The sequence below is a fragment of the Geobacillus zalihae NBRC 101842 genome (assembly GCF_001544135.1).
Classification (GTDB): domain Bacteria; phylum Bacillota; class Bacilli; order Bacillales; family Anoxybacillaceae; genus Geobacillus; species Geobacillus zalihae.
On the sequence record NZ_BCPV01000071.1, the window covers coordinates 1 to 17,943 of the forward strand.

The window sequence follows — 17,943 nt, forward strand, 5'->3', positions numbered from 1 at the left end:
GGAAAATACCGATCCGTCCAGCGGACGATCGCGTTTTTCACCGCCGTCTGTTCCTTGCGGAGCTTCTCTTTGAGCGTGCTCCCCACGCGCAAATCGGCTTCAATCTCGTGCAGCAGCCGGGGAACGAGGAATCGTCCGTCTTTTGCCAGTCTGGCAATGACCAGGGCGTCTTTGGCGTCGTGTTTCGTCGGCAGGTTGTCATCAAGTTCTTTCGACCGGCACACATGCGCCGGGTTGACCATGACCAACGGGATCCCGTGCTCCTCGAGGAAGTAGGCCAGGTTCAACCAGTAGTGCCCGGTCGGCTCCACCGCGACGATCACCTCTGACTTCCCAAACGCTTGCATCGCCTCCTGAATCGCTTTATACAGCTGCTGAAACCCCTCTTTCGACTGGAAGATCGGGAACGACTTGCGAAGAACGCGCCCCCGGTCATCCACGAAGCAGGCGTAGTGGGTTCGTTTCGCGATATCGATGCCCACGACAAGCGTTTGTTCCGTGACTTGATCAATTTTATAGTTTTGTGTACAATTCATCTGAAGTCCTCCTTGGTATGGTGAGTGATGTGGTTGACACCCCTGCATCATACCAAGAGGGCTTTTTTTGATCAAGTCCCCGGAAAAGCTCCTAACGGGAATGCTTCTTTCCCATGCTTTTCCTTAGGAGCAGTATAACCAGAGTGGGCACCGCTTATGCGAAGGTTAACTTTTCAATGAGCATGTATATAGGCTTAATTGCTTGCGAAACTTCAATTGTGAAAGCAAAATAATGAGCCATGTCCAAATGGCGCCAAATATCGCGATGCTCGTCACCCATTGGAACACTTTTTCCGATACGTAGTTCAAGTAAACGCCGACAAGCATGACAAGCGCGGTAGCGATCAAGGAGACACCCGGGACGCCGCGGCTGTTTAACCGTCCGAATGCGGTTGGCGCTTCTTGCTGTTCAGCGAGGTTGAACAGCATCCGGCTCGTGCTGAAAATGCCGTTGTTGCATGACGATAAAGCCGCAGTCAAGACGACGAAGTTAATGATTCCGGCAGCCGCATGAATGATAGTTTGTAAATAAACAATGTTTCCAAAATATTATTTATAGAATAGTTTGAATAGTTCAGGGAATGATCGAGATTGCCCAGCGGCATCCTATTTTGTACAATAGGAAAGCACAGGCGAAGAGGAACGGAGCGAAGGTGATCGACATGGAAGAACGGGACATGAAGACGTTTCTTGCCCAGCTGCAGCAAGAAGGGCTGCTGACCGAGCAGACGCGTCCGGTTTGGGAAATGATTTTGCCGAAACGATTAAAACGAATGTATGACGTTCTTAACGAGCGCACCCGTTATATTACGGTTTTGATTGAAGCGGTCGACGACCCGCACAATCAGGCAGCGGTGCTGCGGACAGCCGAGGCGTTCGGCGTTCAAGACATCCATATCGTCACGGGAAAAGCGCCATTTTCGCCAAACCGGCTCGTGACGCGCCATGCTGACCAATGGCTGACGCTTCACCGGCAGCCTGATATCGAAACCGCCATCAACGACTTAAAACAGCAAGGGTATCAAGTGTATGCCAGCTATCTTGGCGAGGGGACGATTCCTCTTTCCGACATCGATGTATCCAAACCGACGGCGCTTTTATTTGGCAACGAACATAGCGGCGTATCCGATGAGGCGCTGAAACTCGCAGACGGGACGTTCGTCATCCCGATGTACGGCTTCGTCCAAAGCTTTAACATTTCCGTTGCCGCGGCGCTGGCGCTGTACGATGTGACTGAGCGCGCCCGCCGCCAAGCCGGAACGCGCTATTATTTATCGTCGAATGAGAAAAAAGCGCTCTACCAACAATGGATGTGGCAAACGTTGAATCCGCGCATCCGCAAACAGCTTGAGCTGCAAGGGTATACCATTTAACTTCCCTCCGAAAGAAGTCTTCTACTTCTAAACGTGAAGGTGCGCCAGCATCAGTGAAAGTGGGAGATGAATGTCGGTTGGCGTTAGCCAACGAATAGGATAGAATATGGCTAGAACGGACACCTTCGGAACGAAGGGAAGCGTAAAGGGTTCTTGTGTGTGGCTTACCGTTCAGCGAACACACACAAGTCGCTTGAAGCCCCCGCCTCTAAGCGAAGCGTAGGTGGTGGGTAGTTCACATACAAGAAACGGCCGGATTTTTTGGAACGTAGGGATCCGGCCGTTTTTTTTTGATGTCCTTTCCTTCCTTCAATCCCTTTTCCCATCAATATTTCCCTGAACGAGGAAAACAATTGGCGATTTCTTGAACAATGATTGAACAGTTTGTGACAAATGTTTTGCTGATTTATGAACTTTTTCGCTCATTCGTTTCAAACATTTTCAATTTTGATATGGTAGAGACAAAAGAAAATGCATGGAAGGCCCCGAAATGGTTGGGGCGGAAGAGGGAGGACCGATAGCGATGAAATGGGCGAGATGGCGCGCGGTGCTGGTTTTGCCGTTTTTGTTTTTGTTTGGGGGCTGCGTGGAGCGCACGGCCGTGCTCAATCCGCAAGGGCCGGTGGCGCGCATGCAGTATGATTTGATCATGTGGTCTGTCGGCTTTATGTTGTTCATTATTGTTGTTGTATTTACGTTATTTGCCGTTTTTCTCATTCGTTATCGCGAGAAGCCGGAAAATGCCGGCTATGAGCCGCCGGATGAGGAAGGGAACACGTTGCTTGAAGTCGTCTGGACGGCCATTCCGATTTTGATTGTTGCTGCGCTCGCTGTTCCAACAGTGAAGGCGACGTTTGCGTTGGAAAAGCCGCCGACCGAGAAAGTGAAACCGATCACGATTCATGTGACGGCGGCGAACTGGAAATGGATTTTCAGCTATCCGGAAGAAAACATTGAAACGGTCAACTACGTCCATATTCCAGCCGGTGTGCCGGTCAAGTTTAAGCTGACTTCGGTCGGGCCGATGAACTCGTTTTGGGTGCCGGAATTAGGTGGGCAAAAATATGCGATGGACGGCATGGAGACAGAGCTGATTTTGCAAGCCGATAAGCCCGGTTCCTACATGGGGCGGAGCGCCAACTTTTCCGGGGAAAAGTTCGCCCATATGGAGTTTGAGGTCGTCGCACAAACGGGAACGGACTTCCGCAAATGGGTAAATGAAGTGAAACAAACCGCCCCGAAGCTCGATGAGAAAAAATATACACAAATTTTAAAACCGGGGCTTGTTGGGCGAATGACGTTTTCGAACACCCACTTACAATGGATTGACCATGCGAAACAAAACAGCCATCATGCAGATGGAAAGCCAATGAAAAACGACGATCAAAGCGATGAAGCGATGACAAACAGTCATCATCATGGGGAGTAGGAAAGGAGGAGCGAAAGATGAAATGGAGCGAGTTTTTTGTCACGGGTGAGCCGCTCATTTATGCCGCCGATGTCGCCATCGTCTTGACGATGGTCGGCATTGTGTTTGTGTTGACCTATTTTAAAAAATGGAAATGGCTGTGGAACGAATGGCTCACGACGGTGGATCATAAAAAGATTGGCGTCATGTACATTATTTGCGCAGTTTTGATGCTCTTCCGCGGCGGCGTCGATGCGCTTTTGATGCGGGCGCAGCTGACCGCGCCGAACATGAAGTTTCTTGACGCGCAGCATTACAATGAAATATTTACGACGCACGGGACGATTATGATCTTGTTTATGGCGATGCCGTTCATCATCGGTTTGATGAACATTGTCGTTCCGCTGCAAATCGGGGCGCGCGACGTCGCGTTTCCGTATTTGAACGCGTTAAGTTTTTGGCTCTTTTTCTTCGGTGCGTTGCTGTTTAACATTTCCTTTGTCATCGGCGGATCGCCGGATGCCGGTTGGACGGCGTACTTCCCGCTCGCGGGGAATGAGTTCAGCCATGGCGTCGGCAACAACTATTACGCTGTCGCTTTACAAATTTCCGGGATCGGAACATTGATGACCGGGATCAACTTCCTTGTCACGATTTTAAAAATGCGCGCGCCGGGCATGACATTGATGCGCATGCCGATGTTTACGTGGACGATTCTCATTACGTGCGTGCTTATTATTTTCGCCTTCCCGGTATTGACCGTCGCCTTGGCATTAATGACGTTCGACCGCGTATTTGGCACGCAATTTTTCACGATGGCCAATGGCGGCATGTCAATGCTCTGGGCGAACTTGTTCTGGATTTGGGGTCACCCGGAAGTGTATATCGTCATTTTGCCTTCGTTCGGCATTTTCTCGGAGGTCGTCAGCACGTTTGCCCAAAAACGCTTGTTTGGTTATAAGGCCATGGTCGGTTCGATCGTCGGCATTGCGTTCCTGAGCTTTATCGTTTGGGTGCACCACTTCTTTACGATGGGCGCAGGGCCGGCAGTGAACTCTGCCTTCTCGATCACGACGATGGCGATCGCGATCCCGACCGGGGTGAAAATTTTCAACTGGCTGTTTACGATCCGAAAAGGGAAAATTCGTTTTACAACGGCGATGCTTTGGTCGCTGGCGTTCATTCCGAACTTTGTCATCGGCGGCGTGACGGGGGTTATGTTGGCGATGGCGGCGGCCGATTATCAATACCATAACAGCTATTTTCTCATCGCCCACTTCCATTACGTGTTGATCGCGGGTACGGTGTTCGCCTGCTTTGCTGGCTTGCATTACTGGTATCCGAAAATGTTTGGCCATATTTTAAACGAGCGGCTCGGCAAATGGACGTTTTGGCTGTTTATGATCGGGTTTAACGTCTGCTTCTTCCCGATGTATTTCCTCGGGTTGATGGGGATGACGCGCCGCATGTACACGTACTCGGCTGGTCTCGGCTGGACGCCGCTCAACGTCGTCGCGACGGTTGGGGCGGTGTTGATGGGCATCGGGTTCATTGTGCTTTGTTACAACATTTATTACAGCGCCCGCTACGGCGAGCGCGACATGACCGGCGACCCGTGGAACGGGCGGACGCTCGAGTGGGCGACCGCGTCGCCGCCGGTGCATTACAATTTCCCGGTGACGCCGGTTGTCGAAGATGTGGATGCCTATTGGGTGATGAAGAAAAAGTATGGCGGCTTCCACGTGAAAGAAGAAGACTTGAAGCCGATCCATATGCCAAGCAACTCAGGACGCCCGTTTTGGATGTCGGTGGCGTTTTTCGTCGCCGGGTTCGGCCTCGTGTTCAAATGGTTTGCGTTGGCTATCGTTGGTGCGTTGTTCATTGTGCTTGGATTGATTCTCCGCTCATTTGAAGACGATGATGGCTACCATATTCCGGTTGACGAAATCAAACGGATGGAACGAGCGGCGCGGAAGGGGGCGTAACGAATGGGAGAAGCTGCACATCGCTATGATGAAACGCTGCCGTTGGAGTATCGGACGCAAGAGAGTCGGTTGAACATATTGGGCTTTTGGATTTTCCTCGGGGCGGAAGTCGCGCTGTTTGCGACGCTGTTTGCGACGTATCTCGTCTTGTTCCAACGGACCGGCTCGGGGCCGACGGCAGGGGAGCTGTTTGAGGTACAAGACGTTCTGATTGAAACGCTGTTGCTTTTAACGAGCAGTTTTACGTGCGGGTTGGCCATTTTTGAAATGCGCCGCGGCCGCATAAGCGGGCTCATCGCTTGGCTGCTGGTGACGCTTTTGCTCGGCGCCGGGTTTATTACGTTTGAAATTCGCGAGTTCATCCATTACGTCCATGAAGGAGCGACGATGCAGACGAGCGCATTTTTATCAAGCTTTTTCGTGCTCGTCGGCACGCACGGCGCCCACGTCAGTGTAGGGATTGGCTGGATGATTTTGATCATCATCCAGCTCCTCCAGCGCGGCTTTACGCCGAAAACAGCGCGGAAAGTGTTTATCGTCAGTTTGTATTGGCACTTTTTAGACGTCGTTTGGATTTTCATCTTCACGCTCGTCTATTTGTTAGGGATGGTGATCTAACATGGGCGCAAACAGCCATCGCGAATCATTTCCGTGGAAACATATCATTGGGTTTTTGTTGTCGCTCGTCTTGACGTTTGCGGCTCTTTGGGTGGCGCTCTCATCCGGACTGCCGCTCAAAGCGGTCATTGTCATCATTGTTGTGTTTGCGGTGATTCAAGCAAGCTTGCAGCTGTTTATGTTCATGCATGTCAACGAAAGCGACAGCGGCCGCATTCAAACATTCAACATGGCGTACAGCTTCTTTATCGCCATTGTCGTTGTCGCCGGTTCGATTTGGGTGATGCAGTTTGTGTTGTAAAGCGAGGCTGGCCGGGGATTCGGCCGGCTTTTTATGTTCAGAAGGACTTTTGTGGTTGTCATAGATGCCTGAAATGGGGGAGCCGTTGACGGAACATTGAAGAGATGGGGAGGCAACATGGTTGCATTATAGGGGGCATGATATGTGCCTAAAAAAAGTCGTCTTGCCTCGAACAGGCAAGACGACTTTTTACAGCACTTTTGATAAAAACGCTTTCGTCCGCTCATGCTGCGGGTGGTCGAACAAGTCTTCCGGCTTCCCTTCCTCGACAATGTAGCCGCCGTCCATAAACAGGACGCGGTCGCCGACTTCACGGGCAAAGCCCATCTCGTGGGTGACGACGACCATCGTCATCCCTTCATTGGCCAGCTGCTTCATGACCGAGAGCACTTCCCCGACCATTTCCGGGTCGAGCGCTGATGTCGGCTCGTCAAACAGCATGATTTTCGGTTCCATGGTGAGCGCCCGGGCGATGGCGACGCGCTGCGCCTGCCCACCGGAGAGGGAGTCCGGGTAGACATGCGCTTTGTCTTGCAGCCCGACTTTGGCGAGCAGCTCCATCGCCTTCGCTTCCGCTTTTTCACGCGGCCATTTCCGCACTTTCATCAGTGCCAGCGTGATATTGTTCAGCACCGTCATATGCGGAAACAAGTTAAAGCGCTGGAACACCATTCCGACTTCTTCCCGCACTTTATTTAAGTTCGTGTCTTTCGCCTTTAAATTAATGCCGTCAATAATAATTTCACCTTCATCGAAATCCTCAAGCAAGTTTAAACAGCGTAAAAACGTCGATTTTCCCGACCCCGATGGGCCGATGACGACCACGACTTCTCCTTCGCGAATATGGACATCGATTCCTTTTAAAACTTGGAGCGAACCGAACGATTTTTTCAGCTGGCGTACGTCAATCATTGGGTCGAATACTTCCTTTCAAGATAGTGTGACAGTTTGCTTAACGAAAGCGTTAAGAGCAAATAGATGAACGCCACTGTTAAATACGGCTCCCAAACGCGGTAATACTCACCCGCGGCCGCTTTCCCCCAATACATGATTTCCGGGGCGGCGATGACCATCCCAAGCGACGAATCTTTAATTAAGACGATAAACTCGTTCGCAAACGGCGGAATCATTCGCTTTAACGCCTGCGGCAAAATAATGTAGCGCATCGCCTGCGCATGCGTCATCCCAAGCGAGCGGGCCGCTTCCATTTGCCCTTTGTCGATCGACTGGATGCCGGCGCGGAAAATCTCGGCCACATACGCGGCCGAGTTGAGCGACAGCGAGACGGCCAGGGAAGCGACGGCATTTGGCTGGGCGAAAAAGAGCGGCATGGCGCCGAAATGGACGAGCAAAATTTGCACGACAAGCGGCGTACCGCGGAAAAAGTTAATGTACCACGAAAACGGCAAACGAATAATCGGGTTGGACGACATTTTGCCAAGGCCGATGAACAGGCCGAGAATGAGGCCGAACACGATGCCGGCTAATGATACGCCGATCGTTACGAGCAGCCCTTGCCAAAAGTAAGGGGCGTATTCAACAATAATATCAAAACGAAAATCCATCGATCTCACCTTTCTCTACGAAAAATGCGTAACTTGCGGGTAGTTACGCATTTTCTTTGTTCGCACGCTTATTGTTGTTTTAATCGATCAAGCTTCGGTTCTTTTCCAAACCATTTTTTATAGATTTCAGTGTATTTGCCGCTGTTGATGACGTTTTTTAATGCTTCGTCCACTTTTGCTTTCAATTCGCTGTTTTTTGGGAAGATCATACCATAATATTCTGAAGCGAAGTTTTTTGGATCCTCAATGACTTGCAGTTTTTTATTGGGATTGTTTTTCACGTATTCGTTCGCCACTGCATTGTCCGTGATAACAGCATCAACGCCGCCGTTTAGAAGCTCCATAATGGCAACGACTGTTGTTTCGAATTTTTTAATATGAGGGCCTTTCCCAAAAAGCTTTTCTGCTGCTTCTTGACCAGTTGTCGCATTTTGCACGCCGATCGTTTTCCCTTTTAAGTCAAGGGCGTTTTTCACCGGGCTGCCTTGTTTGACTAAGATGACTTGTGTTGCTTCAAAGTACGGAGCTGAGAAATCATAAGATTGTTTCCGCTCGTCCGTAATCGTAATGCCGGAAATGCCCATGTCGATTTCTTTGCTTTGCAGCGAAGCGAACAGCGGATCCCAGCCGATGTTTTTTAATTCATAATCCAAGCCGGCTTCTTTCATCACCGCATCCAAAAGGTCGGCGTCAAACCCAACAATTTTTCCTTTTTGCATATATTCAAATGGCGCAAACGCCGCGTCCGTCCCGACGGTGATTTTTTGCTTCCCTTCTTTTTCAGCGCCTGACGGAGAGCTTGTTTCTGTCGACTTGCCACAAGCGGCGAGCGCCATAAACAACGCAGCAACGACCGCTACGATCAAACCTTTCTTCATTTTTAACATCCTATAAAATCCCCCTTTGGAATCATTGTCGATGAACGATTATCATACTATCAATATTTTTGTTATTATGCAATAGGTTTTATAAAAATAATTGTTTGAACATTTTGGTACTGCCGTATAAATGGGGAAAAGGCGCATTTTTCAATGTTTTTCGCCACATTAACTGAAGGGCATATGGCTAATATCATTTCGTGTGCATTTTTATAAAATAATTTTTTATGTATAAAAAGACATAAACGATTGATTTTTAATTTACAGAATATTATACCAGAAAGAGGGTAGAGTTGGCAAAGGTTTTGTCAATTTGTTTATTATAGCGGTATGGAAAAATAAATACTATTGTGTAAATACTATCAATTTCGTTATGATGAAAGTGGTGACAAGACAGTAGAGGAAGGAGAGTCCATATGGTTTTATTTTCCGTCATTGTGTATTTAGTCGGCATGCTTTGGATTGGCTATTGGGCGTATAAACGGACGTCGAATTTGTCCGATTATATGCTTGGCGGCCGGACGCTCGGGCCGGCGGTGACGGCGCTCAGCGCCGGGGCTTCCGACATGAGCGGCTGGCTGCTCATGGGGCTGCCGGGGGCGATGTATGTCGATGGGGTGAGCGCCGCCTGGATCGTCATCGGCTTGACGCTTGGCGCTTATGCAAACTGGTTGTTTGTCGCGCCGCGCTTGCGCGTCTATACGGAAGTAGCGAACGACTCGATTACGATTCCGGAGTTTTTGGAAAACCGTTTCGGCGATGCGTCGAAATTGTTGCGGATGGCATCTGGGATTGTCATTATGGTCTTTTTTACGTTTTATGTCTCGTCCGGCCTCGTTTCGGGGGGCGTTCTGTTTGAAAACTCGTTTGGTGTCAGCTACCATACGGGCTTGTGGATCGTCGGCGGCGTTGTCGTCGCTTACACGCTGTTTGGCGGCTTTTTGGCCGTCAGCTGGACGGACTTTGTCCAAGGGACGATTATGTTCATCGCGTTGATTTTAGTGCCGGTCGTGACGCTGTTCCATACAGGCGGGCCGGTGGATACGATGGAGACGATTCGCGACATCGATCCCAACTTGTTGAATATATGGAAAGGAACAAGTTTTCTTGGCATCATTTCATTATTCGCCTGGGGGCTTGGGTATTTCGGCCAGCCGCACATTATCGTCCGCTTTATGGCCATTAAGTCGGTGAAAGAAATGAAAAGCGCCCGCCGCATCGGCATGGGTTGGATGATTTTCTCGGTTGTCGGAGCGATGTTGACCGGTCTTTTTGGAATCGCTTACTTTTCGCAGCGCGGCATGAAACTTGATGATCCGGAAACGGTGTTTATTCAACTCGGACACATTTTGTTCCATCCGATTATTACTGGGTTTTTGCTGGCGGCGATTTTAGCCGCGATTATGAGCACCATTTCATCCCAGCTGCTCGTCACCTCGAGCTCGCTGACCGAAGACTTGTATAAAGTCGTGTTCCGCCGCGCGGCTTCGGATAAGGAGCTTGTCTTCGTCGGGCGTTTGTCGGTGCTCCTTGTCGCCATTGTCGCGACAGCGCTGGCGTATACGAAAAACGACACGATTTTAAACTTGGTCGGCTATGCGTGGGCTGGGTTTGGCGCATCGTTTGGCCCCGTCATTTTGCTTAGCTTATGCTGGCGGCGGATGACGAAATGGGGGGCGCTCGCCGGCATGGTCGCTGGGGCATTGACGGTCATTCTTTGGACGCAATCCGCCTACTTAAAAGGGCTGTTGTATGAAATGATCCCCGGTTTTGCCGCCAGCTTGGCAGCGATTGTGATCGTCAGCTTGCTGACGAAGGAGCCAGAAGGGAAAGTAGCTGAACAATTTGATCGATTCAAGCAGTTGCTGTCCTAAAAATAGGCAAAAGGGTGTCCCCTTGCGCAGGGGCACCCTTTTTGTCGTTTAGGACTATTTCACTTGATTCCAATCCGGGTACAAGTCGATGCGCCGGTCGCGCCATGTCGCGACCGATCCTTTTTCCCGCACTTTGCGAAGAAGCGATAAGTCGAGGTCAGCCGTAATGACCATGTCGTCGTTGATCTCGCCGGCCGCAAGCACGCCGCCGGGTGGGAACGGGATGTCGTTGGGCGTGATGACGGCCGCTTGGCCGAAATTGGCGCGCATAAAGTCGACCGTCGGAAGCGACCCGACCGTGCCGGTCGTGACGACATACACTTCGTTTTCGATGGCCCGCGCGTGGCAGCAATACCGTACGCGGTAAAACCCGTGCCGGTCATCGGTGCACGACGGACAGAAGATGACATCTGCCCCTTTGGCGCGCGCCATGCGAACGATTTCCGGAAACTCGATGTCATAGCACGTCAAAATGGCGATCGTCGCTTTGTCCGTTTCAAACACATGCACGCCGTCGCCTGGAGCGATATTCCACTCGTTGACCTCAGTCGGGGTGATATGCAGCTTCGCCTGGCGATGGACCGTCCCGTCCGGCGCAAACAAATGGGCGACATTGTACAGCTTGCCGTTTTGGCGGATGACATGCGTGCCGCCGATCAAATACATGCCGGTGTCTTTAGCGAGCGACACAAACAGCTCGGTGTATTTTTCGGTATAATTCGGCAAGTCATCAATCGTCGCTTGCCGTCCGTCGTCAAGCGGAATCGAGAGCAGCTGGGTGGTGAAAAATTCCGGGAACAACACAAACTCAGCGTCAAACTCTTGCGCCGTTTTGACGTAATGCGTCACTTGCGCGGCAAATTCATCAAACGAACGGATGGTATGAAGATGATATTGGACAGCCGAGACGCGCAATGGCGGCACCTTCCTTTCTATTTCTATATGGCATCTATTTTAGCGCCATGCAAATCGTTTGGAGGCATTTGCTTTTTCGGTATGCGCAGGCCTCGCTCCCTTCCTAATTCCAAGGAGGGGAGTTGCGGAAAAAGACAAGGACGAGGCCTTGTCTATTGTTCGCCGTAGCGGCGGTACGCGCCGTGATGCGTCGGCCCGACGTATTCGTTGAGCGGGAACGAGTGGCGGATGGCGGCGGTGATGAACGCTTTGGCCGTCGCAATGGCGTCTTTCACCGGCCGGCCTTTCGCCAGTTCGGCGGCAATGGCGGCCGAGAACGTGCAGCCGGCGCCGTGCGTATACGTCGTGTCAATCCGTTCCGACTCAAGCAGCTCGAACGTTTTGCCGTCGTAAAGGACGTCAACCGCATAGTCGTGCGGAATTTTCCGTCCGCCTTTGACGATCACATATTGAGCTCCGAGCTCATGAATGCGCCCGGCCGCCTCTTTCATGTCCTCAACCGTTTCAATGCGCGGCAGGCCGGCTAGCTGCGCCGCCTCAAACAAGTTCGGCGTCACGACCGTTGCTTTTGGTACAAGCGTTTCCCGGTAGCACACTGTATTTTCCGGATGGAGCGGCTCGTCCGCCCCTTTGCACACCATAACCGGGTCGATGACGGCGTTTTTCAATCCATGTTTTTCAATGGTGCGCGCCGCTAATTCAATGATATCCGTCGTTGGAAGCATCCCCGTTTTGAGAGCATCAACGCCAACGCCGACGATGATCGTCTCAAGCTGAGCTTCGATCGTCGCCAAGTCCACCGGAAACACTTGATGCGCCCAACGGTTGTGCGGATCCATGGCGACGATTGTCGTGATTGCCGTCATCCCGTAGACACCGAGTTCTTGGAATGTTTTCAAATCCGCCTGCAGCCCGGCGCCGCCGCTGCTGTCTGACCCGGCGATCGTTAACGCTTTTGGCATCGTCATCGTCATCACTCCTTTGTTCTACAAGATTATATCATGAAGCCGCCCTCAAGGACGAAATAGTTGTTCTACATCAACAGAAAAACCGTCAAGCGCGCGCGAATAGGCCATGCCGGTTTCTTTCCAGACGCCGGCTTGTTCATATTGTCCGTCGTCATTGAGCGAGTAGATTTGCACAACAGAGTGCATAGGGTTCACGATCCAATATTCACCGACTCCGTATTGCATATACAAGTTCAATTTGAACACGAGATCATACGCCTGGTTGGAAGGACTTAAAATTTCAATGATCAACGTTGGGACGCCGACAAATTTGCTGTCTGTTAATCCGCTTCGATCGCAGATCACGGTTAAATCAGGGACGACAATTTTCTTGCCTTCGATTCGTTCGTTCTTTAGTTCGATATCAAAAGGGGCATGAAACACTTCACACGGCTTTCCTTCTAAAAAATGGAACAGTTGGACGTACAGCCGTCCCGATAGGCGTTGGTGCTGGGTCGAAGGGGAGGGAGACATCAACACAGCGCCATCAATATATTCTAAAATACGATCGGTTGTTTCCCGCATGCGATAAAATTCTTCAAGCGATACCGCCTGTTTTCCCGGAACGTTCACGAAATCACCTTCTTTCCCGCTTTCTATTTTCATTATACACGGCCTGCTTTGCTGAACGAAAATGATTTGGCATAACGCAACAGGGGGCATACTCCCACCGCCTGCGCTCACTTGCCGAAATGGCGGCCTTGTCGGGTTAGGACGATAAAAAAAGCCGCCCGCTATGAGTGGGCGGTCATGGGAATGGACAATGATGAACAGGCGGCCGGCAGCGCGCGTTGTCGGCCGCGTCCATCACGGTTAGTTGGCGGCCAACGTTTTCCCGAGCGCTTCGCGGGCCGGGACGTAGCGATAGCCGAGGTCGCGGGCGACGGCTTCGTACGTGATTTCGCCGTTGGCGACGTTGACGCCAAGCTCGAGCGCCGGGTTGTCCGTAATGGCTTGGATGACGCCTTTGTTGGCGATTTGCAAGGCGTATGGCATCGTGACGTTCGTCAAGGCGATCGTCGAGGTGCGCGGAACGGCTCCAGGCATGTTGGCGACCGCATAATGGACGACGCCGTGTTTGACGTACGTCGGGTCGTCATGTGTCGTGACGTGGTCGCTCGTCTCGACGATGCCCCCTTGGTCGATGGCGACATCGACGATGACCGAACCCGGTTTCATCGCTTTCACCATGTCCTCGGTGACGAGCTTCGGCGCCCGCGCTCCCGGGATGAGGACGGCGCCGATGACAAGGTCGGCCTCTGCGACCGCTTCGGCGATGTTCATCGGGTTGGACATGAGCGTCGTAATTTGGTTGCCGAAAATGTCGTCAAGCTCGCGCAGGCGATCCGCGTTCAAGTCGATGATCGTGACATCTGCCCCGAGGCCGACCGCGACTTTCGCTGCGTTCGTGCCGACGACCCCACCGCCGATGATGACTACTTTGCCGCGGGCGACGCCTGGGACGCCGCCAAGCAAGATGCCTTTGCCGCCGTACGGTTTTTCTAAAAATTGCGCCCCGATTTGCGCCGCCATCCGCCCGGCGACTTCGCTCATCGGCGTCAACAGCGGCAGCGTGCGGCCGACTTGCACCGTCTCATAGGCAATGGCGATGACGCCGCTTTCTTTTAAGGCGCGCGTCAACTCCGGGTCGGCGGCCAAATGCAAATAGGTGAACAAAATGAGACCTGGGCGGAAATAGCCGTATTCGCTTGGCAGCGGCTCTTTCACTTTCATCACCATATCGGCTTGCGCCCACACATCTTCCGCTCGCTCGATGATTTGTGCTCCGGCACGGGCGTAATCGCTGTCGCTGAAACCGCTTCCAACCCCTGCCTCTTTCTCAATCAGAACCGTATGTCCAGCCTGAACGAATGACAAAACGCCAGCCGGCGTAATGGCGACACGGTTTTCGTTATTTTTGATTTCCTTTGGCACTCCAATAATCATGGATATCGTTCCTCCTCGTCAGAAGTGGCCTTACTTATAGTATAAAAGAGACGGAACGGGCCGGGCATTGTTCAAAAAAGAGAAAGAAGCGCCCGGTTTTTGTGGATTTCCACAAATTCAACCGCGCGCTTCGTATTTCGCTAATTTAATATCAATGTATAATTTGATTTTTTGATTCATGTCATTGAGATCAAGCTCGGCGATGTCGGCAATCCGCTTGAGCCGATAAGCAAGCGTGTTCGGGTGAACGTTGAGGACGTCGGCGGTTTCTTGCGCGTTTTCGTTATGGTCAAAAAACGTTTCAAACGTTTTGACCAAGTCGCTGTGGTGTTTCTGGTCGTACGATTGCAGCTTCGTTAACGCTGGGTTGGTCCATTCTCCTTGCCGCTTTTGTTCAAGCAAAAAATCAAAAAATTGGTAAATGCCAAGCTGGGCATAGCCGTAAACCGACTTGATTTCATCGCCGAGCTTTTCTTTCAGCGCCAGGACGGCGAGCGCTTCGCGGTAGCTTTTTTCAATGAGGCGATAGGCGCCGTACACGCCGCCAAACCCGCACTGCACATCGTGGATGTGAAATCGTTCTTTCATTTTGGCGGCGAACGACTCGATGAATGCATTCAGCTCTTTGAGCGGCTGGTCGGTTTTGGGCGCCGCCAGCAAAATCACATCGCGGCCGTCAGTCGTATAAAGAAGGAGCGGGAGTTGCTGGGTTGTTTGCAATAAGTAGGAAATTTGCCGCTCCATTTCGGCGATCAAATCGGCGGCAAAGCGGAAGACGACAACGGCAAACTGCGGTGCGGTCGGGATTTGCATGGCAGCGAGATGGGCGCGAATCTCGTCTTCGGCCGCGATATGGCTCGTCAGCAACTTCCAAAACAGCTCCTGCACCCGCTCTTCTTTTTTGTTTTTGCGCATATACAGCTGCAACACTTTGTTTTTCGCTGCCTTGGCGGCGAGCTTGAGCCATTCCATCTCCTCAGGCGACAGCGTCCGGTTCGTTTCCAGCACCCAGATGAAGCCGATCACCTCATCGTTTTTCCAGATCGAGACAGCGACGCGGCTGCCGAGGCCGACATCATGAATTGGCGGCACGCGCACCGGTTCGCGGCTTTTGAGCAGCGCCGGGATGGCGCCTTGTTTCCATAAGCTGTTGATCACTTTTTCCGGGACGCGCCGGCTGATGATCGTCGCCGTCCGCGCCGGATCGGTGTAATCGTCATGGGCGCTGTAGGCGATGAGCCGATGGTTCGCATCTTCGATCGTCACCGGGCATTTCAGCACGTCGCTGACGCGGTCGGCAAACTCTTCAAGGCTGTCAAATTCGCCGCGGAACGGGTCGGTATAGTGAGACATATTTGTTTCCCCCGCATCGTCCATAGGATTGTAGTTTGATTTTACCACAAATAAGGGTTGCCATTGTGTATTCTATAACGGAGAGGGTTCGGTGCGCTTTCTGTCGAATTAGGGAAAGGAAATGATTCATCAAGGAGGAGACTGTTGTGAAAAAATGGGAAATCGCCGTCATTCCTGGCGACGGCATCGGCAAGGAAGTTGTGCCCGCGGCGTTGGATGTGTTAAAAACGGTTGCGGATGTCCATGGAGGGATTTCCTTTTCTTTCACTGAATTTCCATGGAGTTGCGACTATTATATGGAGCATGGAAAAATGATGCCGGATGATGGGCTGGAGACGCTGCGGAACTTTGACGCCATTTTCCTTGGAGCGGTCGGCAATCCGAAGTTTGTCCCTGATCATATTTCATTATGGGGATTGCTTCTGAAAATCCGCCGCGAATTTGAACAAGTGATTAACATTCGCCCGGCGAAATATTTCCGCGGCTTATCCTCGCCTCTGACCGAGCCGCGCGACTTTGATTTCATCGTCGTCCGCGAAAACAGCGAGGGGGAATATAGCGAAGTCGGCGGGCGCATTCATCGCGGTGAGGATGAAATCGCCATTCAAAACGCTGTCTTTACCCGCAAAGGGACGGAGCGGGCGATGCGTTATGCGTTCGAGCTGGCGCGGAAGCGGAAACGGCATGTGACGAGCGCGACGAAATCGAACGGCATTTTCCATACGATGCCGTTTTGGGATGAAGTGTTCGCCGACGTCAAGCGCGACTACCCGGATGTCGCGACCGCGTCGTACCATATTGATGCATTGGCCGCCTTTTTCGTGACAAGGCCGCATACGTTTGACGTCGTTGTCGCGAGCAACTTGTTTGGCGACATTTTGACGGACCTTGGCGGCGCTATTATGGGCAGCATCGGCATCGCCCCGGCGGCGAACATCAACGTCAACGGCAAGTACCCGTCCATGTTTGAGCCGGTGCACGGCTCGGCGCCGGACATTTACGGCAAAGGCATCGCCAACCCGATCGGGCAAATTTGGACGGCGAAACTGATGCTTGACCATTTCGGCGAAGAAGAGCTCGGCGCCCTTTTGTTGCAAACGATCGAGGATGTCACCGCTGACGGCATCAAAACGCCGGATCTCGGCGGCACGGCGACGACAAAGGAAGTGACGGAAGAAATTTGCCGGCGGCTGCGCAAACGCGGCTGATGAAGACCGATTGGGTCGGCGCGGTTGGCACTGTCCTTCCGTTTCGGTATACTGAATGTCAGACAAACCGAATAGAAAGGATGACGCCCGTTGTTCAAAAAATGGTTTGGCAAGCAGCAGCTGAAAGAGGAGACGATCACCGCGCCGCTTGACGGAACGATTGTGCCGCTTGAAGACGTGCCGGATCCGGTGTTTGCGCAAAACATGATGGGCGATGGCATCGCCATCGACCCGGCGGATGGGGATGTCGTCGCTCCGGTGGACGGGGAAATCGTCCAACTCTTTCCGACGAAGCATGCTATCGGCTTGCGTTCGGAAGCGGGTGTGGAGCTGCTCATCCATGTCGGCATCGACACCGTGTCGATGAACGGGGAAGGGTTTACCGCCTATGTCAAAGCCGGCGACCGAGTGAAACGGGGCGATCGGCTTCTTTCTGTCGACTTGCCGCTTGTGCGCGAGAAAGCGAAAAGCGCGGTGACGCCGATCATCATCACGAATGGTGATGCGCTTGAAAGTTTGGAGAAAAAAGCAGGGACATCGGCAGCAAAAGGCGAGACGGTCTTATTTCATGTCAAAATGAAATAAGGGCGGCAGGGAGGACATATGGCGTTTCGCATCCATAAGATTTTAAACAACAACGCCGTTGTCGTGCTCGACGAAGGCAAAGAGAAAATTGTCATGGGCCCGGGGATTGCGTTTCAAAAGCGGAAAAACGATCTCATCCCCCCGGGCCGCATTGAGAAAATTTTCGTCATGGAAGAAGAAAATGAGAAGTTCCAGCAATTGCTTCGCACGTTGCCAGAAGAACATATCGATATTGCCGAAGAAATTATCAGCTATGCGGAAGGCAAACTGCAAGCGCCGCTCAGCGACCATATTCATATTGCGCTGACTGACCATTTGTCGTTTGCCATCGAGCGGTTGAAGCAAGGTTACCGCATTCAAAACAAATTGCTCAATGAAATTAAAGTGCTA

General features: G+C 51.8%; 18 protein-coding genes and 1 pseudogene. 9 read left to right on the top strand and 10 right to left on the bottom strand.

The window, feature by feature from the left end:
• Together GZ1_RS15210 and GZ1_RS15215 are read right to left on the bottom strand one after the other, a co-directional pair.
• Positions 1-536: IS110 family transposase (locus tag GZ1_RS15210; protein ID WP_157074378.1), on the bottom strand; the 536-nt coding region annotated here is incomplete at its 3' end.
• Positions 537-701: 165 nt separating this feature from the next.
• Positions 702-1,052, bottom strand: a pseudogene (locus tag GZ1_RS15215) (amino acid permease); the annotation flags it as partial.
• A 146-nt stretch (positions 1,053-1,198) separates the two neighbouring features.
• Between GZ1_RS15215 and GZ1_RS15220 the strand changes: the two are divergent.
• The 5 genes from GZ1_RS15220 (at position 1,199) to qoxD (ending at position 6,221) form a co-directional block, all read left to right on the top strand.
• Positions 1,199-1,909, top strand: a complete 711-nt coding sequence (locus GZ1_RS15220) for a TrmH family RNA methyltransferase (RefSeq protein WP_033008879.1) — start codon at positions 1,199-1,201, stop codon at positions 1,907-1,909.
• Between the two features lie 523 nt (positions 1,910-2,432).
• Positions 2,433-3,338, top strand: coding sequence for a cytochrome aa3 quinol oxidase subunit II (gene qoxA, locus GZ1_RS15225; RefSeq protein ID WP_060788801.1), 906 nt, complete (start codon positions 2,433-2,435; stop codon positions 3,336-3,338).
• Between the two features lie 17 nt (positions 3,339-3,355).
• Entirely contained in the window at positions 3,356-5,302 is a 1,947-nt protein-coding gene (gene qoxB, locus GZ1_RS15230) for a cytochrome aa3 quinol oxidase subunit I (RefSeq protein ID WP_060788802.1), read from the top strand.
• A gap of 3 nt (positions 5,303-5,305) precedes the next feature.
• Positions 5,306-5,920: a cytochrome aa3 quinol oxidase subunit III gene (gene qoxC, locus GZ1_RS15235; protein ID WP_053915324.1), complete on the top strand. Its 615-nt coding sequence runs from the start codon at positions 5,306-5,308 to the stop codon at positions 5,918-5,920.
• A gap of 1 nt (position 5,921) precedes the next feature.
• Complete coding sequence (gene qoxD, locus GZ1_RS15240; RefSeq protein WP_060788803.1) at positions 5,922-6,221, top strand: cytochrome aa3 quinol oxidase subunit IV; 300 nt, start codon at positions 5,922-5,924, stop codon at positions 6,219-6,221.
• A gap of 189 nt (positions 6,222-6,410) precedes the next feature.
• Here qoxD and GZ1_RS15245 read toward each other — a convergent pair whose 3' ends face one another.
• From GZ1_RS15245 to GZ1_RS15255, 3 genes are all read right to left on the bottom strand, one after another.
• Positions 6,411-7,133, bottom strand: a complete 723-nt coding sequence (locus GZ1_RS15245; RefSeq protein WP_060788804.1) for an amino acid ABC transporter ATP-binding protein — start codon at positions 7,131-7,133, stop codon at positions 6,411-6,413.
• Positions 7,130-7,786, bottom strand: a complete 657-nt coding sequence (locus tag GZ1_RS15250) for an amino acid ABC transporter permease (protein ID WP_011232918.1) — start codon at positions 7,784-7,786, stop codon at positions 7,130-7,132. The genes GZ1_RS15245 and GZ1_RS15250 overlap by 4 nt, the downstream gene beginning before the upstream one ends.
• A gap of 68 nt (positions 7,787-7,854) precedes the next feature.
• A complete protein-coding gene (locus tag GZ1_RS15255) occupies positions 7,855-8,673 on the bottom strand; it encodes a basic amino acid ABC transporter substrate-binding protein (protein WP_015376109.1) in 819 nt (272 codons plus the stop codon).
• A 407-nt stretch (positions 8,674-9,080) separates the two neighbouring features.
• On the opposite strand from GZ1_RS15255, the gene putP reads away from it, so the two are divergent.
• The gene (gene putP / locus GZ1_RS15260) at positions 9,081-10,538 is read left to right on the top strand and encodes a sodium/proline symporter PutP (RefSeq protein WP_015376108.1); all 1,458 of its coding nucleotides are present in this window, start codon (positions 9,081-9,083) and stop codon (positions 10,536-10,538) included.
• Between the two features lie 54 nt (positions 10,539-10,592).
• Here putP and GZ1_RS15265 read toward each other — a convergent pair whose 3' ends face one another.
• From GZ1_RS15265 to GZ1_RS15285, 5 genes are all read right to left on the bottom strand, one after another.
• Positions 10,593-11,453: a carbon-nitrogen hydrolase family protein gene (locus GZ1_RS15265; protein WP_060788805.1), complete on the bottom strand. Its 861-nt coding sequence runs from the start codon at positions 11,451-11,453 to the stop codon at positions 10,593-10,595.
• 152 nt (positions 11,454-11,605) lie between these two features.
• Positions 11,606-12,421, bottom strand: a complete 816-nt coding sequence (gene pdxK, locus GZ1_RS15270) for a pyridoxine/pyridoxal/pyridoxamine kinase (protein WP_060788806.1) — start codon at positions 12,419-12,421, stop codon at positions 11,606-11,608.
• Between the two features lie 45 nt (positions 12,422-12,466).
• On the bottom strand, positions 12,467-13,033 hold the full coding sequence (locus GZ1_RS15275) for a Uma2 family endonuclease (protein WP_033004961.1): 567 nt from the start codon (positions 13,031-13,033) through the stop codon (positions 12,467-12,469).
• 240 nt (positions 13,034-13,273) lie between these two features.
• Positions 13,274-14,407 carry an alanine dehydrogenase gene (gene ald / locus GZ1_RS15280; protein ID WP_015376104.1) on the bottom strand — a complete coding sequence of 378 codons (1,134 nt, stop codon included), beginning with the start codon at positions 14,405-14,407 and terminating at the stop codon, positions 13,274-13,276.
• Between the two features lie 117 nt (positions 14,408-14,524).
• Complete coding sequence (locus tag GZ1_RS15285) at positions 14,525-15,760, bottom strand: PucR family transcriptional regulator (RefSeq protein WP_015376103.1); 1,236 nt, start codon at positions 15,758-15,760, stop codon at positions 14,525-14,527.
• A gap of 146 nt (positions 15,761-15,906) precedes the next feature.
• On the opposite strand from GZ1_RS15285, the gene GZ1_RS15290 reads away from it, so the two are divergent.
• The 3 genes from GZ1_RS15290 to GZ1_RS15300 all read left to right on the top strand — a co-directional run.
• Positions 15,907-16,968: a tartrate dehydrogenase gene (locus GZ1_RS15290; protein ID WP_015376102.1), complete on the top strand. Its 1,062-nt coding sequence runs from the start codon at positions 15,907-15,909 to the stop codon at positions 16,966-16,968.
• Between the two features lie 90 nt (positions 16,969-17,058).
• Positions 17,059-17,553 carry a PTS sugar transporter subunit IIA gene (locus tag GZ1_RS15295; protein WP_015376101.1) on the top strand — a complete coding sequence of 165 codons (495 nt, stop codon included), beginning with the start codon at positions 17,059-17,061 and terminating at the stop codon, positions 17,551-17,553.
• Positions 17,554-17,571: 18 nt separating this feature from the next.
• Positions 17,572-17,943 (top strand): CAT RNA binding domain-containing protein (locus tag GZ1_RS15300; RefSeq protein WP_157074379.1); only part of this gene is annotated, 372 nt, incomplete at its 3' end.